The organism is Vibrio sp. Vb0888 (genome assembly GCF_033338835.1).
GTDB lineage: Bacteria > Pseudomonadota > Gammaproteobacteria > Enterobacterales > Vibrionaceae > Vibrio > Vibrio alginolyticus.
Genome location: NZ_JAWOTL010000009.1, coordinates 151,737 through 177,278, shown reverse-complemented (window position 1 = coordinate 177,278; position 25,542 = coordinate 151,737). Strand labels below are relative to the sequence as shown.

19 protein-coding genes are annotated in these 25,542 nt (G+C 44.8%); 3 read left to right on the top strand and 16 right to left on the bottom strand.

The annotated features are described in order from the left end of the window. Positions 1–152 precede the first annotated feature (152 nt). From R7P72_RS14655 to tig, 5 genes are all read right to left on the bottom strand, one after another. The gene (locus R7P72_RS14655) at positions 153–425 is read right to left on the bottom strand and encodes an HU family DNA-binding protein (protein ID WP_005382341.1); all 273 of its coding nucleotides are present in this window, start codon (positions 423–425) and stop codon (positions 153–155) included. Positions 426–616: 191 nt separating this feature from the next. Then, complete coding sequence (gene lon / locus R7P72_RS14650; protein ID WP_005382343.1) at positions 617–2,968, bottom strand: endopeptidase La; 2,352 nt, start codon at positions 2,966–2,968, stop codon at positions 617–619. Positions 2,969–3,098: 130 nt separating this feature from the next. Then, positions 3,099–4,379 (bottom strand): ATP-dependent protease ATP-binding subunit ClpX, encoded by a 1,281-nt coding sequence (gene clpX / locus R7P72_RS14645; RefSeq protein ID WP_005382345.1) that lies wholly within the window; start codon positions 4,377–4,379, stop codon positions 3,099–3,101. A 70-nt stretch (positions 4,380–4,449) separates the two neighbouring features. Next, positions 4,450–5,076 (bottom strand): ATP-dependent Clp endopeptidase proteolytic subunit ClpP, encoded by a 627-nt coding sequence (gene clpP / locus R7P72_RS14640; RefSeq protein ID WP_005382347.1) that lies wholly within the window; start codon positions 5,074–5,076, stop codon positions 4,450–4,452. Between the two features lie 105 nt (positions 5,077–5,181). After that, positions 5,182–6,489: a trigger factor gene (gene tig, locus R7P72_RS14635; protein WP_005382251.1), complete on the bottom strand. Its 1,308-nt coding sequence runs from the start codon at positions 6,487–6,489 to the stop codon at positions 5,182–5,184. Positions 6,490–7,015: 526 nt separating this feature from the next. On the opposite strand from tig, the gene R7P72_RS14630 reads away from it, so the two are divergent. The 3 genes from R7P72_RS14630 to R7P72_RS14620 all read left to right on the top strand — a co-directional run bounded on the left by R7P72_RS14630 (position 7,016) and on the right by R7P72_RS14620 (position 10,424). Then, entirely contained in the window at positions 7,016–8,821 is a 1,806-nt protein-coding gene (locus tag R7P72_RS14630; protein WP_005382253.1) for an ATP-binding protein, read from the top strand. A 4-nt stretch (positions 8,822–8,825) separates the two neighbouring features. Further along, positions 8,826–10,163: a sigma-54-dependent transcriptional regulator gene (locus R7P72_RS14625; RefSeq protein WP_005382254.1), complete on the top strand. Its 1,338-nt coding sequence runs from the start codon at positions 8,826–8,828 to the stop codon at positions 10,161–10,163. A 78-nt stretch (positions 10,164–10,241) separates the two neighbouring features. Further along, a complete protein-coding gene (locus R7P72_RS14620; RefSeq protein ID WP_021034161.1) occupies positions 10,242–10,424 on the top strand; it encodes a hypothetical protein in 183 nt (60 codons plus the stop codon). 33 nt (positions 10,425–10,457) lie between these two features. Here R7P72_RS14620 and R7P72_RS14615 read toward each other — a convergent pair whose 3' ends face one another. The 11 genes from R7P72_RS14615 to R7P72_RS14565 all read right to left on the bottom strand — a co-directional run bounded on the left by R7P72_RS14615 (position 10,458) and on the right by R7P72_RS14565 (position 25,535). Continuing rightward, a complete protein-coding gene (locus tag R7P72_RS14615) occupies positions 10,458–11,819 on the bottom strand; it encodes a TRAP transporter large permease (protein ID WP_005382255.1) in 1,362 nt (453 codons plus the stop codon). A 3-nt stretch (positions 11,820–11,822) separates the two neighbouring features. Continuing rightward, positions 11,823–12,497 carry a TRAP transporter small permease gene (locus tag R7P72_RS14610; RefSeq protein ID WP_005382256.1) on the bottom strand — a complete coding sequence of 225 codons (675 nt, stop codon included), beginning with the start codon at positions 12,495–12,497 and terminating at the stop codon, positions 11,823–11,825. A gap of 70 nt (positions 12,498–12,567) precedes the next feature. Further along, complete coding sequence (locus tag R7P72_RS14605; protein ID WP_017634784.1) at positions 12,568–13,566, bottom strand: TRAP transporter substrate-binding protein; 999 nt, start codon at positions 13,564–13,566, stop codon at positions 12,568–12,570. 212 nt (positions 13,567–13,778) lie between these two features. Continuing rightward, on the bottom strand, positions 13,779–15,248 hold the full coding sequence (locus R7P72_RS14600; protein ID WP_213907066.1) for a protein adenylyltransferase SelO: 1,470 nt from the start codon (positions 15,246–15,248) through the stop codon (positions 13,779–13,781). A 176-nt stretch (positions 15,249–15,424) separates the two neighbouring features. Next, positions 15,425–16,237: a hypothetical protein gene (locus tag R7P72_RS14595; protein ID WP_042524012.1), complete on the bottom strand. Its 813-nt coding sequence runs from the start codon at positions 16,235–16,237 to the stop codon at positions 15,425–15,427. Positions 16,238–16,409: 172 nt separating this feature from the next. Continuing rightward, complete coding sequence (locus tag R7P72_RS14590; RefSeq protein WP_213907065.1) at positions 16,410–19,394, bottom strand: M6 family metalloprotease domain-containing protein; 2,985 nt, start codon at positions 19,392–19,394, stop codon at positions 16,410–16,412. Positions 19,395–19,754: 360 nt separating this feature from the next. Beyond that, entirely contained in the window at positions 19,755–21,122 is a 1,368-nt protein-coding gene (locus R7P72_RS14585) for a TrkH family potassium uptake protein (RefSeq protein WP_005388288.1), read from the bottom strand. Beyond that, positions 21,119–21,781 (bottom strand): potassium channel family protein, encoded by a 663-nt coding sequence (locus R7P72_RS14580; protein ID WP_005388291.1) that lies wholly within the window; start codon positions 21,779–21,781, stop codon positions 21,119–21,121. The genes R7P72_RS14585 and R7P72_RS14580 overlap by 4 nt, the downstream gene beginning before the upstream one ends. Before the next feature lie 250 nt (positions 21,782–22,031). After that, positions 22,032–23,240, bottom strand: a complete 1,209-nt coding sequence (locus R7P72_RS14575; RefSeq protein ID WP_005382264.1) for a DEAD/DEAH box helicase — start codon at positions 23,238–23,240, stop codon at positions 22,032–22,034. A 99-nt stretch (positions 23,241–23,339) separates the two neighbouring features. Then, positions 23,340–24,080: a transglycosylase SLT domain-containing protein gene (locus tag R7P72_RS14570; protein ID WP_017634789.1), complete on the bottom strand. Its 741-nt coding sequence runs from the start codon at positions 24,078–24,080 to the stop codon at positions 23,340–23,342. A gap of 210 nt (positions 24,081–24,290) precedes the next feature. After that, complete coding sequence (locus R7P72_RS14565) at positions 24,291–25,535, bottom strand: NAD(P)/FAD-dependent oxidoreductase (RefSeq protein WP_065274276.1); 1,245 nt, start codon at positions 25,533–25,535, stop codon at positions 24,291–24,293. Positions 25,536–25,542 lie beyond the last annotated feature (7 nt).

The window sequence follows — 25,542 nt, the reverse complement described above, 5'->3', positions numbered from 1 at the left end:
ATAATGGCGCAATAATATCAGAAAAAGAAATGCGCATCAGTATGATGCGCATAATTTAAGAAAGTTCGGCTCGAAGTTTGTAAATTTTTGTTCGAAACTTATTGTTTGAGCAAAAGTTAAGCAAATGGCCGGTTACAGAAATAACGCCGTGATTAGTTACAAGCGTCTTTCAGTGCTTTACCAGCTTTGAAAGCTGGTACTTTTGCTTCTGCGATTTGGATTTCTTCACCAGTTTTTGGGTTACGACCAGTACGTGCAGCACGAGTACGAACGCTGAATGTACCAAAGCCAACTAGAGCGACTTGATCACCAGATTGAAGAGTTCCGCTTACTGCTTCGATGAATGCATCTAGAGCACGACCCGCTGACGCTTTAGAAATATCTGCATTTTCTGCGATTTGTTCTACTAACTGAGTTTTATTCACTGTAATTTCCCCTTTGTGTCATCTGTGATTATTTTTGTGATGACTTTCGTTCCATTGTTAAGAAAATATGCTCCACCCCTTATTCATCAAGGGCTGGCAGCTATCGAAACTAACTTAGCGCCCAAAAAAAACGCTGACAAGTCTTTTTGGGCTTATCAGCGTAAACTTTTACTTATTTTTGCTACACATCACTATTTTTGAGACTCAAACTCAACGCCCGTCGGGTCTCGCTCTAGTGCGACTTTCAGTACTTCATCAATCCACTGTACAGGGATAACTTCCAGATCCGCGATAACATTATCAGGAATCTCTTCCAAATCACGCTCGTTATCTTTTGGAATTAGCACTGTCTTAATGCCACCACGGTGTGCCGCAAGTAACTTCTCTTTTAGGCCGCCGATAGGTAGAACCTCACCACGCAGTGTGATTTCACCCGTCATCGCTACTTCTGCTTTCACAGGGTTGCCTGTTAGAGAAGAAACCAATGCTGTACACATTGCTGTACCCGCACTTGGGCCATCTTTTGGTGTCGCGCCTTCCGGGACGTGTACGTGAATATCTTTCTTCTCGTAGAAGTCAGTATTGATACCTAGCTTTTCTGCACGAGAGCGAACCACTGTCATTGCTGCTTGGATAGACTCTTGCATCACATCACCAAGAGAACCCGTTTGTGTCAGCTTACCTTTACCTGGCATTGATTGAGTTTCAATCGTTAATAGATCGCCACCCACTTCGGTCCAAGCTAGGCCAGTTACTTGACCAATTCGGTTACTTTCATCCGCTTTACCGTAATCGAAACGTTGAACACCTAAGTACTCTTTTAGGTTGTCCATCGTTACCGTTACTGACTTGATGTCCTTATCCAGCAAGATGTTCTTCACCGCTTTACGGCAGATCTTAGAAATCTCACGCTCTAAGTTACGGACACCCGCTTCACGCGTGTAGTAACGAATGATGCCAATAATCGCAGAATCTTCAATGACGATCTCATCCGCTTTCAAGCCATTACGCTTCACTTGTTTATCAACAAGGTGACGTTTTGCAATGTTCAGCTTCTCGTCTTCGGTGTAACCAGATAAACGAATAACTTCCATACGGTCTAACAATGGACCCGGGATGTTCATCGAGTTCGATGTCGCAACAAACATAACGTCAGAGAGATCGTAATCCACTTCTAGGTAGTGATCGTTGAACGAGTTATTCTGTTCAGGATCAAGTACTTCTAGTAGAGCCGATGCCGGATCACCACGCATATCGGAAGACATTTTGTCGATTTCGTCCAATAAGAACAGCGGGTTCTTCACACCAACCTTCGACATCTTCTGGATCAATTTGCCTGGTAATGAGCCGATATAAGTACGACGGTGACCACGAATTTCCGCTTCATCACGCACACCACCCAACGCCATACGAACATACTTACGGCCTGTAGCTGAAGCAATTGAACGACCAAGAGACGTTTTACCTACACCAGGAGGACCAACAAGACAAAGGATAGGACCTTTTAGCTTGTTGATACGGTTTTGAACCGCTAGGTATTCAAGGATACGTTCTTTGACGCGTTCTAGACCGTAGTGATCTTCATTAAGAACCTCTTCTGCTTTCGCTAAGTTTTTCTTAACTTTTGAGCGCTTAGCCCAAGGAACGCTGACCATCCAATCGATGTAGCTACGAACCACTGTTGCTTCAGCAGACATTGGAGACATCATCTTAAGCTTTTGCAGCTCTTGCTCTGTCTTTTCACGTGCCTCTTGAGGCATTTTTGATTCGTCAATCTTCTTCTGTAGCGTTTCGAACTCGTCTGGTGCGTCTTCCATCTCACCAAGTTCTTTCTGAATCGCTTTCATTTGCTCATTCAGATAGTACTCACGCTGAGATTTTTCCATTTGCTTTTTAACGCGACCACGAATTCGTTTTTCAACTTGCAGCAAGTCGATCTCTGATTCCATCTGGCCCATCAGGAATTCCAGACGCTCAGTGACGTCAACAATTTCAAGCACTTGCTGCTTATCCACCAACTTTAACGGCATATGAGCCGCAATGGTATCCGCTAAGCGTGCGGCTTCGTCGATACCATTAAGTGACGTTAGCACTTCTGGTGGAATCTTCTTGTTTAGCTTAATGAACCCTTCAAACTGATTAATCGCGCTGCGAACAATCACTTCTTGCTCACGCTCATCCAATTCTGGCGTAACAACAAATTCAGCTTCTGCTAGGAAGAAGTCACTCTCTTTAAAGTGATTGATTTTTGCTCGCTGCTGGCCTTCGACCAATACTTTTACTGTGCCATCCGGAAGCTTCAAGAGCTGGAGAATGGTGGCTACCGTACCTACGTCAAATAGGTCGTCAACCGTAGGCTCGTCAGTATCCGCTTGCTTTTGTGCCACAAGAAGAACTTGTTTGTTGGTTTCCATCGCCGTTTCTAGACAGCTAATCGATTTCTCACGACCAACAAACAATGGAATAACCATGTGTGGGTAGACCACTACGTCACGTAGAGGTAGTACCGGGATCTCGATACGCTCGGAACGTTCCAAGTTCATATAATTCTCTCTTCCGCTTTCACGTTTAACGTATTACTTAAGGCAGTATATGGGGGCTAATTGTTTGGATTCAATAAGAGAAATAAAAAAAGGAGGTAATTACTTACCTCCTTTTTAATTATGGCTGAATTTACTCTGCTCCAGCTGCCTGATTGTCTGCGTTACTGTAAATAAGCAGTGGCTCTGACTCGCCATTAATGACGGACTCATCAATCACGACTTTACTAACGTCTGTTGCAGATGGTAATTCGTACATGGTTTCAAGTAGCACGCCTTCAAGAATCGAGCGTAAGCCACGAGCACCTGTTTTACGCTCCATTGCTTTTTTCGCGATAGCGCGCAGCGCATCTTCACGGAATTCAAGTTCGGCGTTTTCTAGCTCAAACAATGCTGCATATTGCTTGGTCAGTGCGTTCTTCGGTTCACATAGGATCTGAATCAACGCTTCTTCATCAAGCTCAGTCAGTGTTGTTGTTACAGGTAGACGACCAATGAATTCTGGAATGAGGCCGTACTTCACTAAGTCTTCAGGTTCAACTTGAGTAAATAGCTCACCTACCGTCTTCGATTCATTCTTCGAACGAACTTCAGCACCAAAACCAATACCTGTACCTGTTGCAACACGCTGCTCAATCACTTTGTCTAAGCCAGCAAAAGCACCACCACAGATGAACAGGATCTTAGATGTGTCCACTTGTAGGAATTCTTGCTGAGGATGCTTACGACCACCTTGAGGTGGAACCGATGCAACCGTACCTTCGATAAGTTTTAGTAGCGCCTGCTGAACACCTTCACCAGATACGTCACGCGTAATAGATGGGTTTTCAGCTTTGCGTGAAATCTTATCAATTTCATCAATGTAAACGATGCCGCGTTCCGCTTTAGCTACATCGTAATCACATTTTTGCAGAAGCTTTTGGATGATGTTTTCAACGTCTTCACCTACGTAACCGGCTTCGGTTAGTGTCGTCGCGTCTGCCATTGTAAATGGCACATCCAAGAATCGAGCTAATGTCTCCGCAAGTAGTGTTTTACCACTACCTGTAGGACCAATTAGAAGGATGTTACTCTTACCAAGCTCCACACCTTCGCTCGTTGTATCACCATTGCGTAAACGCTTGTAGTGGTTATATACCGCAACTGCGAGCACTTTTTTCGCGTAATCTTGCCCGATCACATAGTCATCAAGGTGTTCACGGATCTGTTTTGGCGTTGGTAACGCTTCAGATTCTTTCTTAGGGAGAACATCCTTGATTTCTTCGCGAATAATATCGTTACATAAGTCGACACATTCGTCGCAAATGTACACTGACGGACCTGCGATTAGCTTGCGAACTTCGTGCTGACTTTTGCCGCAGAAAGAACAGTACAGCAATTTACCGCTGCCACTTTCTTTGCTTTTATCTGTCATTCGCTAACCTCTTAGCCTTTACTCTTCATGAATGAGTGTATATCAATTTTTGCCAAAATGCGCTGGCAAATTACTCGCCACGGTGGCTTAACACTGCATCCACGATACCGTATTCCACAGCCTGCTCTGATGACATGAAGTTATCACGATCAGTATCGCGCTCAATGACTTCAAGAGGTTGGCCTGTATGTTCTGCTAACAACTTGTTTAGCTTCTGTTTAATCGTCAGGATTTCCTGAGCATGGATTTGGATATCAGAAGCTTGACCCTGGAAACCACCCAATGGTTGGTGGATCATTACACGTGAGTTAGGCAGTACATAACGCTTACCTGGCGCACCACCTGCAAGCAGGAAGGCACCCATTGAACATGCTTGACCCATACATACTGTGCTCACATTTGGCTTAATGAACTGCATGGTATCGTAAATAGACATACCTGCTGTTACGCTACCGCCTGGAGAGTTGATGTATAAGAAAATATCTTTATCTGGATTTTCAGATTCTAGGAAAAGTAGCTGAGCCACGACAAGGTTTGCCATGTGGTCTTCCACTTGACCCGTTAAAAAAATCACGCGCTCTTTAAGCAGACGTGAGTAGATGTCGTAAGAGCGTTCGCCTCGGGAAGTTTGTTCAACCACCATTGGTACTAGCGCGTCCATAATTGGCGACATTGCATTTTTTTCTTGGTAGCTCATATTCTTATGTCCCTAAAATAAATGGCCCGGATGATGACTATCATACGGACCATTGTTAGCAGAATAGTTAACGTTAAGTCAACCTTCTACGCAAGATATTGCTTATTAAGCAGCAGGTTGTTGTTGGTTAAGTAGCTCGTTGAAGCCTACTTCTTTCTCAGAAACCTGTGCTTTAGCGATGATCGCGTCGATTGCTTGCTCTTCTAGAGCTACGTTGCGCATGTTGTTCATCATTTCTTCGTTTTGCTCGTAGTAAGCAATAACTTCTGATGGATCTTCGTATGCAGTAGCCATTTCTTCGATTAGAGCTTTAACTTTCTCGTCGTCCGCTTTTAGCTCTTCAGATTTGATTACTTCACCTAGTAGAAGACCAACAACTACGCGACGTTTAGCTTGTTCTTCGAACAGTTCACGTGGAAGCTGAGCAGCAGCTTCTGGGTTACCACCGAAGCGTTGTGCAGCTTGTTGACGTAGAACTTGGATTTCTTGCTCGATAAGCGCTGATGGTACGTTGATGTCGTTTTGCTCAACTAGACCGTCAATCGCTTGCTCTTTGATGCGGTTCTTAACAGCTTGCTTAAGTTCGCGTTCCATGTTCTTACGAACTTCAGCTTTAAGTGCTTCAACACCACCTTCAACAACACCGAACTTAGCAACGAACTCGTCGTTTAGTTCTGGAAGTTCACGAGCTTCAACTTTGTTCACTTTGATTGCGAACTTAGCTGCTTTACCTTTTAGGTTTTCAGCGTGGTAATCTTCTGGGAAAGTCACGTCGATGTCGAATTCCATACCAGCAGTTTTACCTGCGATACCGTCTTCGAAACCAGGGATCATGCGACCAGCACCCATTTCTAGAGGGAAGTTCTCAGCTTTACCGCCTTCGAACTCTTCACCGTCGATAGAACCAACGAAGTCGATGCTTACGCGTTTGCCATCTTCTGCTGCTTCTTCAACTTCAACCCAAGTTGCTTGTTGCTTACGTAGAGTATCGATCATCTCTTCTACGTCTGCATCTTTAACTTCTGTTAGTGGTTTTTCAACAGTGATGCTCTCTAGGCCTTTAAGCTCAACTTCTGGGTAAACTTCAAAAGTTGCAGTGAAAACTAGGTCTGAACCTTCTTTGTTCTCTACAGGAGCAAAAGTTGGAGCGCCAGCTGGGTTGATTTTCTCTTTAACGATAGCTTCGATGAAGTGGCGTTGCATTACTTCACCAAGAACGTCTTGACGTACTGCTTTGCCGTACATCTTAGCAACCATTTTTAGAGGCACTTTACCCTTACGGAAACCATCGAAACGACGGTTTTTAGCGATGTTGCGTAGTTCAGCTGTTACAGCGTCTTCGATGTTTGCAGCTGGAACAGTAATGTTTAGACGGCGCTCTAGGCCCTCTAGCGTTTCAACAGTAACTTGCATTATATATAAACCTCTAAAGTGGCTCGGTTTTCCGAGCGTATGAGCGAAACTCAGAGGAGCTTACGCTTCATCCTTGTGTAGTGTTCTGTCCGAACACCTAATTTAAAATCGAGTATCGATACTGGTTGTCAGTACCGGACTAATCAGTGATATCTTCGATAAAATAACCAAAGGTATCTCCTATTAGCCTCAGGACAGAATTTTTAGACGCGACATTCTAGCGATCTGTCGCAACCCTGTCGAGCCAATAGCCACTATGTGGACATTGTCTGCGCTAAATTCTCGAATGCTGACCCATTTTTTCTTCAAAAATGCGATTCAGACACCGTCTAAGCATCGCCAGCATATCTAGAATGGGGACAATAGCGACTTTTTCAAGAGAATCGACCGGTTTTTTTATCGAAAAGCCTAAAAAGAGATCTTGCTCTTGTTTTACTCCACAGAGTTGAAAACTAAATCCCTAATCCTTCCTACAAACTATTAACATTTTCTTACGTGACCAAAGGAAGTTGTAAGGAGTGTAAGGATGTCGCAAAAAAAACGGATTCTGCTGACATTTTTTGCTTTCTATTTCCTGTCCGCAATTATCGGTGGCCATTGGGTTTGGCAGACCAGTTATCAATCTCTACTTGATAAACACCAATCACAGCTGGAGCAATTTTCTGGCCATATAAAAAATAAACTCGATAAGTACGCCCATATCCCAAATCTTCTCGCTAAAGATGATCCTCTTTATCAAGCGCTTCAGCACCCCAACAACAGTGCGCAACTGGAAATCACTAATCGGTATTTAGAATCCGTTAATGGCGTGATTGAAGCAGCGGATACGTACTTAATCGATCAATGGGGTACAACGATCGCGGCCAGCAACTGGCGTAAAGAGCGCTCCTTTATCGGGCGAAATTTTGCATTTCGCCCTTATTTCAAACAAGCCATTGTAGGCAAAAGAAGCCAATACTACGCACTGGGCTCAACATCTGGTAAACGTGGCTACTACTATTCTTATCCCATCGTATACGCTGGCGGTGTACTTGGTGTCGTCGTGGTGAAGATGGACCTAAGTAAGATAGAGGACAACTGGCAGCAACCTAACAGTGTTTTTGTCGCCAGCGACCCATACGGAATTGTTTTCATGAGTAGCCGAAGTGAATGGCTACTCAAAAGCTTACAACCACTGACAAAAAAAGAGAAAAAGCAAGTTTGGGCAAGCCAACAATATCTTGATGCGCCAATTGAAACGCTTGGATTAGTAGGTAGTTTGGACGAGGTGCATTCTGAGCTTAAACAGGGTTACCCATACAATAAAGGAACCTTGGTGGTCTCTTCGCTGCCCCTTCCCGAACTCAAACTGACAATTCGTGTGCTGTCTCCTAAACAGTCGATCGTTTGGTTCACCATGGGTTACATCTTTGTACTCACTCTAGCATTCATGGTTTTGTTTTTAATTGGTCAGCTTATCTATCACCGTCAACAGCGTCACTTGCAAATTGAACGAATTCAACAAGAAGCCAATCAAAAGTTGGAATATCAAGTCATGGCACGGACTGCCGAGTTGCAAGCTGAGATCGCACAGCGTATCGATACCGAGCAAACTTTACGCGTTACTCAAGATGAATTGGTGCAAGCAGCGAAACTCGCGGTGTTAGGACAAATGTCAGCCAGTATCAGCCATGAACTGAATAATCCACTTGCGGCAATTCGTAGCTTTGCGGAGAACGGCAAGCTGTTTCTAAAAAAAGAAAAATATGAGCGAGTGGAAGATAATCTCACTCGCATTTCTGCTCTCACTGACCGTATGGCAAATATCAGTCAGCAACTTCGCTCTTTCGCCAAAAAAACCAGTGGTGACGAGTTGGCTCAATCTCGATTGTTCCCTGTGATTGCCTCTGTAAAAGAACTGATGAAGCCCGCATTTAAATCAGGGCGCGTCACGTTAGAAACAAATTTGCCAAAGCATGATGTTGAAGTGCAGATCAATATTATTCAACTGGAGCAAGTGTTGGTCAATTTACTGACTAATGCGATAGAAGCACTCAAAGAACAACAAGACAAACAGGTAGAATTATCTGTAGAACACGATGAGCACACTGATTTGGTTTGGATTCATGTTGATGATAATGGCCCAGGGCTTGGCTCTTTCTCACTTTCTGATTTATGTGAACCGTTTCTAACTACTAAACTGAACGGTTTAGGTTTGGGTCTCTCTATCTCGCAACAAATCTTAGCCAGTATGAATGGAAAATTATGTGCCCATAATCGAGAACAAGGCGGCGCTCGATTCTCATTGTGTTTACCTATCACTTCTTACAACACTGAACCATCAAAAGGATAAGATCATGTGTCAGGTGTTTTTTATTGATGATGAGGCCGATCTCAGAATCGCTATAGAACAGACCTTTGAACTGGCGGATATCGACGCCAAGTTTTTTGTGGATGCAGAATCGGCTTTAATAGCGATGCAGCAAGGAGAAGAAGCTGGCGTCGTGGTCACTGATATCTGTTTGCCGGGCATTTCTGGTATGGATATGCTGACAACTTTGACTCAACGCGATGCAAACTTACCCGTCATCATGATCACTGGACACGGTGATATTTCCATGGCTGTGCAAGCCCTTCATCAAGGCGCTTACGACTTTATTGAGAAACCTTTTGCGCCAGAGCATTTGGTTGAAACGGTTAAGCGGGCGATTGAGAAGCGCAAACTAACCAATGAAAATGAAAAACTGCGCCTGTCACTTAAAGCCAGTAAAACCCTTGGCCCACGAGTTATTGGTGAAACCTCTAGCATCCAAATATTACGAGAGACCATCACCCAAATCGCCGATACCGACGCCGATATTTTATTGTTTGGTGAAACCGGTACAGGGAAAGAGTTAATCGCTCGTTCTTTACATGAGCAAAGCTCTCGCCGAAACCAAAACTTTGTCGCCGTAAATTGTGGAGCGGTTCCAGAGAACTTAATTGAGAGTGAACTCTACGGCCATGAAAAAGGCGCATTCACTGGCGCCGAAAGCCGTCGTATCGGTAAATTTGAGTTTGCACAAGGCGGCACACTTTTCTTGGATGAGATCGAGTCGATGCCTATCCAAGCCCAAATTCGTTTATTGAGGGTATTACAAGAGCGCGTGATTGAGCGTGTCGGTTCAAATGAATTATTGCCTTTAGATATTCGAGTGATTGCCGCAACAAAGGTCGATTTAAAACACGCAGCTGAAGAAGGTACTTTCCGTCAGGACCTCTATTATCGGCTCAATGTCGTGACCTTGGATCTCCCGCCACTACGCGAACGAAAAGAAGACATTCCAGCCCTCTTTCACCACTTTCTGTTGGTAGCAGCTTCACGTTATGGCAAAAGCTCACCTAGCTTGTCACCCCAAGATCTAGCGCAACTGATGAGCCATGACTGGCCTGGCAATGTTCGAGAACTCAGAAATGCTGCAGAGCGTTTTGTGCTATTGGGTAAGTTAATTCAGTTGGGAGAATCAAACCCAGTCGCTAAGTCTTCCTCAAGCCTTGCAGAGCAAGTAGCGGAGTTTGAGAGAGCAGCCATTGAAGGCGCTTTATTAGAAAACAACGGTAGTATTAAACAGACAATGTGCCAATTGAATGTGCCAAGAAAAACCCTTTACGACAAGATGCAGCGCTACCAAATAAATAAAGACCTTTACAAATAAAACACGTTCAGATAACTGGCATTATATTCAACTTGAATCATAATTTTTAACAACAGGTTTATCATGGTTGTTACAGATATGAACGAAAAAGTGAGAATACCGATTGTTACAGATACCGTGCTCGTAGACGGTTGCTATCAAGAAGAGAGAAGATTCGGTGAAGAGCGTCGTAAAAATAAAAAGAGGTGGCGACACTATGAACGTCGAATTAATTCAGACCCGCGCAAAACTTGTTACAAGTCAATAGACGAAGAGGTGTGAATTCTCACACCTCTTTCTACTTTCTGGCTTCCATTACTTGGTAATGATCTCCGGCCCCATCAAGGTAGTAGGCAACCAAGTCGAAACCCATGGTACATATGTGACGATAATTAGGAACAAGAACATCACTCCAACCCAGGGTAATGCTGCCTTCACTACGTTCATCATCGACATTTTGGCAACACCAGCGGTCACAAATAAGTTAAGACCCACGGGCGGCGTTATCATTCCTATCTCCATATTCACCACCATCATTATGCCCAAATGAATTGGGTCTATACCTAATGCAATCGCAATTGGGAACACGAGCGGCGCAACAATGATCAACAAGCCTGATGGCTCCATGAACTGACCACCAATCAGCAACAAGACGTTCACCACAATCAAAAAAGTGATTGGTCCGAGACCAGCCGAGAGCATCGACTCGGTGATCATTTGCGGGATCCGTTCTTCCGTTAAAACATGCTTCAAAATTAAGGCATTAGCAATGATGAACAGCAGCATGATGGTGAGTTTGCCCGCTTCATACAGGGTGTGTTTCGTGTCTTTATGAACAAAGGTTTGGAAGATTTTAACGAGCGCAGGTTTAGTGTTTTTCTTGTCTGCAAATGGCCCCATGTCTTTGTATACAAAGTTAGCAATAAAGAATGAGTACACAGCAGCAACCGCAGCGGCTTCTGTCGGCGTAAAGATACCGCCATAGATACCACCAAGAATGATGACGACCAACAACAAGCCCCAGCTTGCATCCTTGGCGGCATCAAAGGTTTCTTTCCAACCGACAAAAGGTTGTTTTGGAAGGTTCTTGATTCTCGCGGCAATGTAAATCGCGATCATCAACATGACACCCGCCAGCAAACCGGGAATCACACCACCAAGGAACATACGTCCAACTGACACATCCGTTGCGGCTGCATACACCACCATCACAATCGAAGGTGGGATCAAAATCCCTAGCGTACCTGCGTTACAAATTACCCCAGAGGCAAACTCTTTTGAGTAACCGTTTTTGATCATACCTGCGATAACAATACTACCTATGGCAACAACCGTTGCAGGTGAGGAACCTGACAACGCGGCAAACATCATACACGCGACAACCGAAGCCATCGCCAAACCGCCGCGGAACCAGCCTACAATGGCAATGGCGAAACGAATGATCCGCTTTGCTACGCCACCCGTCGACATAAAGCTTGAAGCCAATATAAAGAATGGAATAGCCAATAGCGTGTAGTGGCCCGCGAATGCATTAAACAGCGTTTGAGCAACTGACGCTAAAGAGGCATCCGAATGCATTAAAAGGAAAAGAACACTGGAAAGGCCCAGCGAAATAGCAATTGGCACGCCAACCAGCATAAAGCCAATTACCATCAAAAATAGAAATAAGATATCCATGGCTTATTGCTCCTTGTTTTTAGCGTCTTGCGAGGCCTTTGGAGCCATTACGTCTTCAGCGTCACTCATCTCAGCTTTAAGAGATTCGAGCTCTTCCTCCGCTTCATGTCCTGCAATCAAGCGATCGAGCTTACCAGTAGCGATTTGCCACGTGACTTGAACAAATCTAAACGTTAGTAGCGCCATTCCAAGTGGCAAAGCGAAGTAAGGAATAAAACGTGGCAGCTTTTCATAACGCTCTCCCTCATTTAACCAGTCGGCCATGAACTGGAGCATTTCAGGCATTGGAATATCGTCCGTTTCATACCACGCTCGGTCAGTAGCGAACGGATACCAGTAGTTCCAAGCGCCAATTAACAGCAAAATAGAGAAGGCTAAGCAACACATTGCTGCAAAAAGCGCCAGGGCTTTTCGTTTACCTTCCGGAACGATGTTAATAATGACATCGACACCAATATGAAAGTGTTTTTTCACACCATAAGATGCGCCAACCAACACCATCCATGCGAACATGAAAACGGTGAGCTCAAGCGCCCAAAGAATATTGTCGTTAAAGACATAACGAAAGATGACATTGGCAAAGGTCAGCAAGGTCATGGCACCCAAGAAGAAAGCAATCAAAGTCTCTTCAATGGCATCGGTGATTCGTCCAGCCTTGGCAAAAAAAGTCTGTTCCATAATTACATCACGTCGTCTGTAGAGGGAAAGAGCCCCCTTAGTTTGAGAGGGCTAAATGTGTTAGGTGTTATTATTTTTGGTTAGACGCCAAAGCGGCTTCGATTAGGTCAGAACCAATGTCTTTTTCGAACTTCTTCCATACTGGTTGAAGTGCAGTGACCCATTCTTGACGCTGTTCTGGCGTTAGAGTACGAACCACACCACCGGCTTCGATGATATTGTTCTTATTCGCAAGGTTTACTTTGGTTGACTCAGCATTACGCTGCGCAGTTACCTCTTGAATAATGGTGTTTAACTGCTCGCGCTGATCATCTGGTAAGTTTTTCCAGAAGTCGTTTGACGTCACAACTAAGTAATCCAGAATTCCGTGGTTCGTTTCCGTAATGCCATCTTGAACTTCGAAGAATTTTTTGCCGTAAATGTTTGACCAAGTATTTTCTTGACCATCAATAACCTTAGTTTGCAAGCCGCCGTAAACTTCTTTGAACGACATTTTTTGTGGGTTAGCACCTAGCTGCTCAAACTGAGCAACGAGTACATCAGACGCTTGAACACGGAACTTAAGTCCTTCAGCATCAGTTGGAGAAATGAGCGGCTTGTTGGCTGACATTTGCTTCATGCCGTTATGCCAAAACGCAATGCCTTGTAGGCCACGACGTTTCATTGAATTTTTCAGCTTTTCACCCGCTTCCGAGTTTTGGAAACGGTCAACCGCGTCGACATCATCGAACAAGAAAGGGAGATCGAAAAGGCGGTACTTCTTGGTGAATTTCTCAAACTTAGAAAGAGAAGGAGCAGCGAGTTGAACATCACCATTCAGTAGCGCTTCCAACACTTTGTCATCATCATAAAGAGTTGAGTTAGGAAACACCTGCATACAGACTTTACCGTTCATCTCTTCGTTGACGCGCTTTTCAAGTAACGAAGCCGCGATGCCTTTAGGGTGTTTGTCCGCGTTCGTTACATGGCTAAACTTGATGACCGTTTCACCCGGGTCACAATTTGCGGCAGCATTAAAACTGGTAACAGCAAGTGCAGAGACAGATAGTAGAGTTAGAGGCTTAAACATTATTATTCTCCTTGTTGAATCACATCCCATCCCGTCCATGAGTAGCTAGGTGTTAGGCGATGGGTACGGATGTTCAACAAAGAGCAATTAATGGACCATGTTAAAATTTATATGCATTTCAATAAATTAACAAAGCCCATTAACATGAATCAGAAGTGTAACGAGTGAATTCGACCCAAGAAAAAGATACAAATGGGTGGGAAATGACCCATTTATGAAGAACAGCTTATCTCCATTTTCTTCCCCCATTCCGGTGGCAATTTCGCGTAATCATCAAACTCGGGTTGCTCATCAAATGGGCGTTTTAACAGTTCGGCCAATCGGTGTAATTCGCTAAAGTCCCCTTCTTCCGCTTTATCAATCGCCAACTGAGCCAAGTAGTTACGCAAGATGTATTTGGGATTGGCTTGACGCATCTGTTTGCAACGCTGTTCGGTTGAAATCAGACCCCCTAGTTCATCAACCTCTAGCTCACACCGAGCTAAATACAGATCAAGCCAAGCTCGCGCTGCTTCTCGGTCGAGAAATAAATCGATTACGGCATGGGAAGGCGCATTATCAAGGTTTGAAAGTGTTCTGAAGAAGCGAGTGTAGTCCGTTTTGTTCTGGTGAAGAAGCTCAAACATAGCTTCAAACAAACGCCCGTCTTCCGCTATCTTGGTTTTTAAGCCCAACTTCTCACGCATGAGGCGGCTGAACTGCTGGCTTAAATGAACTTCAAATTGACTCAACGACGATTCTAAATCTTCTCGTTCAACGAGTGGCGATAGCGCATGCGCCAGTGCTGACAGGTTCCAAAGCGCAATTCTAGGCTGTTGATCAAATGCGTAACGACCCTGGTAGTCTGAATGATTACAAATGTATCCCGGCTCATAATCATCAAGAAAGCCAAACGGACCATAATCAAAAGTTTGCCCAAGAATTGACATGTTATCGGTATTCATCACACCATGCGCAAAACCAAAAGCTTGCCAATATGCGATCATCTCGGCTGTTTTAGTCACGATGGCGTCAAACATCGCGGCATATGGTTTCTCCGCCGATGCACAATCAGCAAAGTGCCACTCAATCACCTTATCCGCCAACAGCTTCTGCTCTGCTAACTGGTTGGTGTAAAAGAAATGCTCAAAGTGACCGAATCGAACATGGGTTTCAGCCATTCGAAGTAACAAAGCGCCCGATTCCGTTTTTTCTCGATAAACAGGTGTATCACTGACCATCATACCGAGAGCACGTGTCGTGGGAACCCCAAGGCCTGCCATGGCTTCACTGCACAGGTACTCACGGATAGTCGAGCGTAATACAGCTCGCCCATCTCCCATTCGCGAGTAAGGCGTTAGCCCTGCACCTTTGAGGTGAAGATCAAACCAAGTACCATCCTGATGCTCAATTTCTGCCAACAGTAATCCACGTCCATCGCCCAAATCTGGGTTGTAAACGCCAAACTGATGGCCTGCATATTTCATCGCAAGAGGACGAAATTGTTCGAATTCACTTAGCCCAGAAAAAACCGCCAATAACTCATCGTTTTGCTCTTCTGGTAAACCAAACTGCTGTGCAAACTCACCATTCCAAGCGGCCCAGCGAGTGTTGTCCAAGGGTTGTGGCTCGACCAGCGTATAGAACGCTGACGGTAATTGACTAAAGCGATGGGTGAAATTGACCCGTTGCCAAATGGACATGTAGGGTTCCTTAATAAAAAGAAGTACTGTTGTGAGTATACGTGTGAATGTCCCTGTCATTCAGCCATGAAATGGACATGGGTATTTTGCGTGAATAACGCGAAGGCGGCAGGAAGGTATCAACCTGCCGCAGACCATCTCCTAAACGGAGGTATCATGTAAAAACGATCAAAGGGTTAAGCGGAAAATTCTTCACCCGTTTTTGGTGGCTGTGATGGCGTATCAAAACGAGCGCGTTCGATATCCACTACCGTTTTATAGCTCAACGATAACAATGCCAGCTGGTACGCGCCAAAAATACCATAGGCCACACCGACGAGGCTCAACATAAAGAGATTCGTAAAGTGGCTAAAGATCAGCTGACTGAGCAAGCCCGCACCCAATGGAATTAGTCCCATCAAAATGAATACTTGTTTGTTGTATGGTCTGCTCTGGTTCCACGAACGAAGCAAGCTTCGCGGCTGATGATCCATTGCTGTCGCTGGCAACACAAATGACCATCGCGCCATTACCCAATAGCCAGGAATGCTTGCAATCGTTGTGATAATAGCCATAGCAACAAAGTCGGCTTCACCACTTTCTGCAATGTAGATAAACGACAACACAAAGATCGGGATACCAATAACGAGCATCATCATCAGTCCAAACAGTATCCACCAGCCTATGAAACGGAATTCTCGAGCTGACAAACGACATACATCCAACGCCGAGTGCATGTAATCGCCGACTAAATAAATTCGATGCACACGCACAGCCGCCATAGCGGCAACAAGTGGGTACAAAATAATTGTGACGAAATAAAATCCTGAGACATTGCCTTCTTGAACGTTCGCTTGATCTTGCCCCGTCATTTCAGGATACATAAAAGCAAAAATTGAGTGCACGATAATCAACGGAATACAAGCAATAACAATTGCGAGTAGATTCCTTCTGACCATCACTGCCGCTTCTCGGCATATTTCCGAAACAGAAAAGCCCTCGGTAGACATATAACATCCTTAGTTCATAAAAATCGGCCCCTAGGGTAACCGCAGAGTAGAAAAATCGCTTTAAAAATAATGAGAAACACATCTCATAAGATAATGAGAACGAAACCAAAATAAATCAGATAAAAAATAAGCCACTCAATGTGAGTGGCTTATACCGCAATTCAATACCGTTTTAGACGCGACGTCGCCAGCCTAATGTTGCAAGTAACATCAAAGCCCAATAAGAAACACTGCCGCTACCTTCAGAGTTCTTGAATGTCGTTGTCTTCAAAGAAGCAACAACCGTCACGATAACTTCACCCGTAGCAGTGGCACCATGACCGTCTGAAACCGTATATTGCAGCTTGATGCCGTCAGTAGGGCTATCCGGTGCTTGAAAACGGATTTTGCCATTCTCTACACTCGCACTTCCCACACCCGTTACGTTCTGTACGCTTTCTACAACCAGTTTATCGCCGTTCACATCCGAATCATTGCTCGCTGCATCAATCAGAATACTTTCACCAACGGCAACGGTCGCCGTATCTGCAAGCGTAACTGGCGCTGCGTTTTTCATGGTTAAATCGACGGTAGCACTGGACGTTTCATTACTAGGGTCAGTCACGGTTAAACGGAATGTCAGAACCTCACCCGCTTTTGCACCTTGAGGCACCGTAAAGCTTGTGCTAACACTGGTTGCATTGCCAAGAGAAACTGAAGTGCCAGCCAACTGCTCCCATTTATAACTCAACACATCGCCATCAGCATCCGCACTATTTAACGCAGACAACGTGACTCGCAGCCCAACCGTCATGTCTTTATTATCAACATCAATCACGGCCACTGGCGCTTCGTTGCTGCCAAGCACTTCCACCTGCACATTCACGATTGAAGATGAGTACGCACCATCAACCGACAACAAACGATATTGGAAAGTGTCCAGACCAACGAAGTTAGCTTCAGGTTGGTACTGGTTGCCAGAGATGGTGCCGTGCTCAGGCTTCTGCACAATGTCCACATTGAACTGATACCCTACCGCCATGAAATCATTGTCCATCAGGTTCAGTTTGATTGGCGTATTTTTATTGGTTTGTAACGAATCAGATTTCGCTTCAACCAAGTTGCTCGCATCCACATTTAATAATGCTGCAAACGGAATATAAGAGAACCCGGCTTTTTCTAGACCAAACGTGCCAATCTCGCTGTAATCACCAGTCCACATTACAGGTAGAGAGGCTTTTTCAGTTTTTAGCAAGCGACCGAAATCAAAGTTTGCATCAAATTGACCGCCTTCCAATTCAACGACCAATAAATGCTGACCCGCACTCAATTGGCTTGGTTGGGGGAATAAAATTCGAGATGACTTTTGGAAGTTACCTTGCTGTAAAAGCTCAGCGTTGTTTTGATTCAATATTAATCGATAGCCAATGTTTCCAGAAAATGGGAATCGCCAAACTCGATAAGTCATGTCACTTTGAGCGCTATCTCTTTGCGCGTAAAGTTGAAGACCATCAAGCTCTGTATCACTATTCAAGTCCAGTGGCACCGCCAGAGTGTTACTCCCACTCGCGTACACATAACCTTGGTGAAGAGAGTTCAGCCATGCTGATTTATTTGGTTCGTTTGTATGCTCAAGAGAAAAGCTACCGCCGTTGGTGTTGCTGGCAATGTTGGAAATACGAACCCCAGTATCAAACCCTGTGATCGCTCTCAGACCCGGGGTCGATGTATCTGAAATGACATCGCCACCATTAGGGTACAAATCGTCAGCGTCACTCCTACCATCATTTTCTAACTCATTCAGACCATCAGCCTGCATGATTTGAACCTGCATCGCGCCAACATCATTAAAGCGGTTCTGGACATTGACCGACGTAGCTAGGATACCTTCAGCCGCCAATGCTCGGTCGTAACCGCTAAAGGTGCGATTTTCCAAGTAAACACGTGGGCCAAACTCTTTCAAGTACGGGTCGAGATACACCAGCTTGACATCGTCGTTGTTCACAGAAATAGGCGCTGGACTTTCATGAGTTACCGTTGGTACAACAAAACCAGCAGCGTGTTTGCTCCATGCACTCATGTTCACCGGAGTGTCACCAGCGTATGAATCTCCCGGTTTCTGCGCCCATGAACCGCCACCCATCACGCCCCAAGAGCCGATCGAGGCATCACTGTTCCTTGCGTACAAATCCGGTAAGCCAAGCATTAAGTGGCCAAGCTCGTGTACGATCACGCCCAAGGTCGCTTGATGATCAACTTGATAGTCAGCGAACACACAATAGTCTGTGATCTTTTTACCATCTAGTGTGACATCATCGTGAGAGAATTTGTGCGGCCAAATAGCAGGACGGTTGAGAACCCCTGTTGAACGATCTCCCCCCGCAAAAATAAACATGACAGAGAGTTCTGACGGTTCTACGGTACCATTTTGATTGCTGTCGTAGGCCGAAAGATTAAAGTATGGATCCAGTTTTTGATAAGCCTCGGTGAAAACCGCATTCAACTTGGCGGTGCATGTCTTATCAGTCGAACTAGAGTGACAGTTAGGGTGGCTTTGTGCCACAGTCACATCTATCACACCGTCATTGGCGGTGCCGTAACTCTCAAGTGCAGGAACAACTTTGAATTTACCTTGAGAGTTTTTATCAAAGTAATCCACAACGCTTTGACCATTGGTATTAAATACGCGTTGCTCGAAATCGTGCACCATTGCTTGGTCATCAAACGAAACTTGCACAACCAATAGGGGCTGCTGCTTCACCGTTGAACTGCTCATCGCCTGGTAACCTTGCGCCGAACGCAGTAGGTTTTTTCGTGCCATCGGTTCAATGGTTTTTAGAGAAGATAATTGCGGTTTAACTTGTAAATCCGGGCGAAACCTCGCCGACTCAGGTGGCTCACTCGACTGCGTTTTCACCACACCTGTCGAGATCAATATTGGCGTGTCTGACTCGCGCTGAATCTGCGCGAAAAACCAAACGCCGTCTTCCTGAAGTAAGGCATTGCCCTGCTTATCTTCAAACCAGTGGAAATCTGCCGTTCCACGTAGAATTGCCTCACTGGAGCTACCATCGCTCAACGCAATAGTATGCCAAACCGGTGATGGCGGAGTAGTTGCCATGCTCTTCCCTGCAAGAAGCGCAGTTAGCATAGCCATGGCGAGTGTGTTGAATTTCAAAGTACGACTCCATCTTTTCGATTCGTTAATTAATACCGAGCACAACAAACACAAAGTAACCCTATGGGCATAGAGTAAGACTGAGTGACTATTGACGAAGGCTGGTATCAATTCGCTCAGATAACACGACGTAGTTTGGTGTCACACTACAAAAGCGTCGGATTCCAAAACGCTGTTATGAGCGTAGCTTCTGAGAATATAAATTGAGTGAATGAATAGTATCGAAACGAAAGGAAGAAGAAATGAACTTCTACGAATTTGTAGGTAAAACTGGGCAACATTCCACATATTCTATAAATGTACGAGCACTGCTATTAATCAATGCTCGTAATGGTCGCGCGGCCATTGTTTAACGCTATATTAACCTGTAAGAACGGCGTCTTCTGGGTATTTGACCAAGGTAGGTTCAGGACGTGCCAACATGTAGGCAAGCGTGAGCGGCCCAATACGACCAATGATCATCACCACGATCATAATGTATTTACCAGGTTCAGAAAGTTCCGCAGTCAAACCGGCGGTGAGCCCCACTGTGGCAAATGCGGAAATAGTTTCAAACATAACTTTATCAAAGCTGGCCTTCTCGGTAAGCATCAATAAAAACATTGCGCTTGTCAGGATGGCTCCGCTCACAACGATAATTGCCAATGACTTAGTCACAGTTTGCCAATTTATGGTTCGCTTAAACATAACCACATGTTTCTTTTGGCGTAAAAAGGTCCACGTAGCCATAAACGCAACAGCAAATGTGGAAACTTTAATACCGCCCCCCGTTGAGGTGGAACCCGCTCCAATTAACATTAGAACAATCATGACCAGTAAGGCTGGCTGGGTAAACAACGCCAAGTCAACACTATTAAACCCTGCCGTTCGAGCACTCGCAGATTGAAAGAATGCCGCCAACCATTGCCCTGTTGCAGGTAAAGACGCCATTGTGTTTGGGTTGCTTCGCTCAAGTAACCAAAACATCATCGTTCCGACTAAGAGCAATATCGGTGTCGCAATCAGCATGATTTTGGTGTGAAGATGCAAAAAGTGGAAACCTTTGCGCCAGTTTAGCCAGATGTCACCCACAACAGTAAAACCAAGCCCGCCAAAAATGAATAGCCCCGCCAGTGTAAAGATAACCAACGGATCATTCACAAAGCTCATCATACTGTCAGAAAACAGCGCGAACCCAGCGTTGTTAAATGCAGAAATTGCATGAAACAAGGCGTAAAACATACCAGTCTGCCAGCCCATTTCAGGGACCCAGCGGATAGAGAGAAAAATAAACCCGATCGTTTCTGCAACAAGCGCGAAAACAACAATCCGCTTTACTAGTCGGTTTAGATTGACTTGCCGATCTTGCCCTAATGCTTCTTTCGCCAGCGCTTGTTGACGCAAACTCAAACGCACGCCGAACATATAGAGTAAGACCGCCGACAACGTCATCTGCCCCAACCCACCGATTTGCATTAAAAACATCAGCAAGATTTTACCCGCAAGCGTAAAGTGTTGCCCAGTATCGACAACACCAAGCCCTGTCACACTAATAGCGGACGTTGCGGTAAACAAAGCATCCGTTATCGACAGGCCCGTAACAGAAAAAACTGGCAAGGTTAGCAATACCGCAGAAGGCAGTAAAACACCGAGAAAACTGAGCAATATAATTCGCGGTTCGTTGCCTTTCGCTTTCTCTTGTTTACCATCTGGTGCGTAAAAAACACCTTTCTGATGAAAATACGTCATAGCGATTTTAATTTATTTGCGAGCGCATCTTGAGGGCCGACCACAATAATTAGGTCACCAATTTCTAGTGTGGTATTAAGGTCAGGTGCCTTGGTAATTTCTGGGCCCCGTTTAAACCCTAGCACTTGCACGCCATCGACTTTGCACAGAGCCAAATCACTTAGTGTCTTACCCATCCAACGAGAGCCAATCACAAACTCCGTCATAGCTAAGCCACTGCCTAATGGGTGGAACTCAAGAACCCGTTTATCGAGCATTTTACGCGCGACACGTATCCCCATGTCACGCTCAGGCATGATAATGTGGTCTGCGCCAATTTTTTGCAGAACACGAGCTTGGAAGCGATCGTTGGCTTTAACCCATACTGACTTTACTCCCGCCTCTTTAGCAATCAATGTCGCAAGAATACTGGCATTGACATCCGCTCCGATGGCAATCATCACCATGTCGTAATCATCAAGTTTGAGCTCAGCAACCGTCTCTTCGTGAGTACAGTTAGCCACAACCGCCTGACTAACAAAACTGGCGGCTTCTTTAACTCTGTCTTCGTTGATGTCAACGGCTAAAACTTGAGCGCCTGAATCTTGTAACTCTTTACACACTGCCAAACCAAATCGGCCAAGACCAATAACGGCGAATTGCTTATCACCTGTTTTCATTTGTGCCCCATCTTATGCATTCATTAGCAAGCAAAAAAGTTTGCGCCCATTCCTTACCTTGTGCAAACCTGCGGACAGATAATTGACAAAAGCTTAACGCACCTTGATTCACTTTACGTGTTAAGCGTATGACACTGATTAACTTTTTTCCTCATTACCGAATAGAAACCGTCGCGATGGCTACATAATCGGATGCCTTAAAACGCAAAAAGCCGCAAGAATGCGGCTTTTAGATCATGGGATAAACTGGCTATTTTGATTCGCGCTTATCGTGCGGTTTACGTTTATTCTTAGGCACGTAATTTAAAATTGAAATTGGTACTGGCTTTCTTGGCGCAAAACCTTCAATTTCCACTCGCTCTAGCAAGTGCCCTAAACGACTTTCAATCATGCAGAGGTTCTTAAAGTCGTCTTTTGAAACCAGTGATATCGCCTCACCTTTCGCGCCAGCACGACCTGTACGACCAATACGATGTACATACTCATCCGCTGGGTAAGGTAAATCGTAGTTGATGACAACTGGCAGATTATCAATATCAATACCGCGCGCAGCAACGCCGGTTGCGACTAAGTACTGGATTTCACCCGCTTTAAACTTTTCTATTAATTCCTGGCGAACACGCTGATTACGGCCACTGTGGAATGCTTCTGCCACAATGCCACGTTTCTCAAGTTGGCTTACCAGTTTGGCTGCGCCGTGTTTAGTTTCAATAAATACCAATACTTGCGACCAGTCATTTTCTTTAAGCAAGTGACTTAGCAGCGACGACTTCATGTCTTTATCGACGGTCGTGATCCACTGTTTAATATTTGATTTTGAGGCACTGTGCTTTGCAATCGTGATCTCTTCAGGATCAATAATCGCATTTTTCGCCAAGTCACGAACAGGGTTAGATAACGTCGCTGAGAACAGCAAACTTTGCACATGTTCTGGCATACAGTCGACGATTTTGTCGATCGCATCGATGAATCCCATATCCAACATTTTGTCGGCTTCATCAAGCACTAGCATTTCCACTTCATCAAAGTGAATCGCGCGTTGACCGTACAGATCAATCAAGCGCCCAGGCGTGCTTACCACAATATCGACACCCTCGATCAAGGCTTGTTTTTGTGGTGCATAATCCACACCACCAAACATCGCCATTGAGCGTAATGGTAAGTTTTTACCATAAGCTTCAATACTTTGATGAACCTGAAGCGCAAGTTCGCGTGTTGGCGTTAGGATAATCGCACGAGCGCGTTTTTTACGTTGCGTTTCGCCTCGACTAAGCTTTTCTAAGATTGGCAGAACAAAACTGGCCGTTTTACCTGTGCCCGTTTGCGCTGCTGCAATTAAATTGCGGCCACGCAATACGATTGGAATGGCTTTTTGTTGGATAGAAGTGGGTTTTTCATAACCTAGCGCTTTTACTGCATCAGCAATCGATGCGCTTAAACCAAGCTTAGAAAATGGCATAGAAAGGTCTCAACAGAGGAAATGGGCGCGTAGTGTATCAGAATCCCCGTGAAGTAACAGAAGGATTCATGCGCGAAAAACTAGGAACATGACACAATCTTAGCCCAGGAAATTGGGCTGCAAACCTTTTTCTAATTTTTTCCTCACTTTGTAGGAAACATCATTAAGCGTGATTTTCCCCGTTTTGTGGCGGTCGATACCTGCATTCTGTCGATAGGCAATTGAGCCTTGTCTGAACAAAACGAAAGACGGCGGTTTACCAATCGCAGCAGGGTAGAGAATGGCCATGTAAGCATCTTCTAAGCTATTAATTTTATTTCGATAGGGCCAATAGTACGCTTTCACATAGTCAAGTTGTTCAAGCGCGCTCATTCTCGCAAGAGTCTTTGTGTTCACTCCTAATGACTCTGCGGTAGAGGGCATAAATTGAATTAACCCTGTAGCCCCGCTTCCGGAACCATTTTTGATGCTTGGACTGAAAGTTTCAGCAGTTTCAAATGCCATGCACGCCATAAGATGATTAGGATTGATCTTTAGCTCTTTACTAATACGGATGACTTTAGATTTGAACTCTGGAGAAACTTTGCCTCCCCACGCGACCGCGTTCTCGGGATCTGCAATCGAAGAGACCGTTGATGCGTCATGTTCTTCGACAATTTTAGAAAGTAGAGGAAGCGTTTGGCGTAGTCGATGGCTCGAACTCACCAAGCGAATTGATTTGGTAAGAAACTTGTCTTTTTTTTGATGTAGTTTTTGGAACTTTACTAACTTATACAGTTGCTTATAAACCGTTTTCACAACGAAGCCGGATGTAGGGAACACTCCCAGAATGTAATCCATTTCCTACAAATTTAATATAAATATCAGCAACAGGAATTCTAGATGTGATCAATGTCACCATAAAAATTCTCAAATTCGATACACACCGATGTAAGTGGTCAATGTGTCTCCAACACGCTAGAAGTAAAAGTAAAGAGGCATTAAAAAGGTCTTACCAACTTTTTGGTAAGACCTAGGTTTACTGATTCTCGGATAAGCGAATGTATATTCTTACAGTTCAGCTTCCCGAACTAGTTCTGCAAGCGTCGACAAACGCTGCTCACTTTGTTTTACGTAAGGATTATTCGTATCCCAAGCATATCCAGCCAAAATCGCACTAATCATCTGTTTAATACGTGGGTTCGGGTTTTGATAGAAAATCACATCTTGCAACGTGCCGTTGTACCAGCCTTCCACATAAGTGCGGAATGTGTTCACTCCCACCATTAAGCGTTGCGAGTACTCTTCTTGCCAATCAACCTTTTCACCATTAAGCTGACGAACCACGCAGTCCGCTGCAAACTCGGCCGATTTCATGGCGATAGTGACACCCGATGAAAATACAGGATCAAGAAACTCACCTGCATTACCAAGCAACGCGTAGTGCTCTGTCGCTAAACGTTTGACGTTAGCAGAATAGCCACCCAACTCGCCTGCTGGATTCGGGTAATTCGCATTTCGCAACAAAGAAGCCAAACCCGGCTCTTCATTGGCTAACTGCTGCAACGCTGCAATCTTATCTTCTGGGTATTGTTCGAAAAATTCTGGCTCACCCACCACACCAAACGAACAAGTACCATTAGAGAATGGGATTAGCCAGTACCATACGTCGTGATTTTCAGGATGAACTGAAATTAAAATTTTGTTGCGATCGTATTCCGGCTCTTGGGGAGAGATATGATCTTCGATATGGGTAAAGATCGCTTTTCTAGGCGGAAGACAAGAAGGTTCTTCTAGCTCCAACAAGCGTGGCAAAACACGCCCAAAGCCACTTGCATCCAACACAAAATCTGCTTCGATTTGATAAGCCTTCTTATTTGAGTCGAGCACTTCTAATCGAGACTTTTTCCCTTCAAACACTAGGTTGAGCAGCTCATGCTGATAGCGAATCTCTACGCCTTGATCTTCAGCGCTATCTGCCAATACTTTATCAAAGTTGGCACGTTGAACCTGAAACGTCGTGCCCGGTCCTGGCGTGTATTTGTTTGTAAAGTCGAACTGGGTGTATACGCCATTACGACGAAATGCAGCACCATCTTTATACTGGAAGCCAAACTGCTTTACTGCATTGGTCATTCCTGCTTGTTCAACAACTTCCATACATGCAGGGAGCAGGCTTTCTCCTATGGAAAAGCGTGGAAAAGTCGCTTTTTCTAAGACAACAACATCTATGCCACGCGATTTTAATAACGCAGAAACGGTTGAACCTGATGGCCCCGCTCCTACGACAACAACTTGCTTGAGCTCTGTTTTCATTCTGAAT

Excerpts from the sequence above, each read along its gene's own strand:
- lon (WP_005382343.1), bottom strand. The coding sequence starts at position 2,968 with ATGAACTTGGAACGTTCCGAGCGTATCGAGATCCCGGTACTACCTCTA.
- clpX (WP_005382345.1), bottom strand. The coding sequence starts at position 4,379 with ATGACAGATAAAAGCAAAGAAAGTGGCAGCGGTAAATTGCTGTACTGT.
- clpP (WP_005382347.1), bottom strand. The coding sequence starts at position 5,076 with ATGAGCTACCAAGAAAAAAATGCAATGTCGCCAATTATGGACGCGCTA.
- tig (WP_005382251.1), bottom strand. The coding sequence starts at position 6,489 with ATGCAAGTTACTGTTGAAACGCTAGAGGGCCTAGAGCGCCGTCTAAAC.
- R7P72_RS14630 (WP_005382253.1), top strand. The coding sequence starts at position 7,016 with ATGTCGCAAAAAAAACGGATTCTGCTGACATTTTTTGCTTTCTATTTC.
- R7P72_RS14625 (WP_005382254.1), top strand. The coding sequence starts at position 8,826 with ATGTGTCAGGTGTTTTTTATTGATGATGAGGCCGATCTCAGAATCGCT.
- R7P72_RS14620 (WP_021034161.1), top strand. The coding sequence starts at position 10,242 with ATGAACGAAAAAGTGAGAATACCGATTGTTACAGATACCGTGCTCGTA.
- R7P72_RS14615 (WP_005382255.1), bottom strand. The coding sequence starts at position 11,819 with ATGGATATCTTATTTCTATTTTTGATGGTAATTGGCTTTATGCTGGTT.
- R7P72_RS14610 (WP_005382256.1), bottom strand. The coding sequence starts at position 12,497 with ATGGAACAGACTTTTTTTGCCAAGGCTGGACGAATCACCGATGCCATT.
- R7P72_RS14605 (WP_017634784.1), bottom strand. The coding sequence starts at position 13,566 with ATGTTTAAGCCTCTAACTCTACTATCTGTCTCTGCACTTGCTGTTACC.
- R7P72_RS14600 (WP_213907066.1), bottom strand. The coding sequence starts at position 15,248 with ATGTCCATTTGGCAACGGGTCAATTTCACCCATCGCTTTAGTCAATTA.
- R7P72_RS14595 (WP_042524012.1), bottom strand. The coding sequence starts at position 16,237 with ATGTCTACCGAGGGCTTTTCTGTTTCGGAAATATGCCGAGAAGCGGCA.
- R7P72_RS14585 (WP_005388288.1), bottom strand. The coding sequence starts at position 21,122 with ATGACGTATTTTCATCAGAAAGGTGTTTTTTACGCACCAGATGGTAAA.
- R7P72_RS14580 (WP_005388291.1), bottom strand. The coding sequence starts at position 21,781 with ATGAAAACAGGTGATAAGCAATTCGCCGTTATTGGTCTTGGCCGATTT.
- R7P72_RS14575 (WP_005382264.1), bottom strand. The coding sequence starts at position 23,240 with ATGCCATTTTCTAAGCTTGGTTTAAGCGCATCGATTGCTGATGCAGTA.
- R7P72_RS14570 (WP_017634789.1), bottom strand. The coding sequence starts at position 24,080 with ATGGATTACATTCTGGGAGTGTTCCCTACATCCGGCTTCGTTGTGAAA.
- R7P72_RS14565 (WP_065274276.1), bottom strand. The coding sequence starts at position 25,535 with ATGAAAACAGAGCTCAAGCAAGTTGTTGTCGTAGGAGCGGGGCCATCA.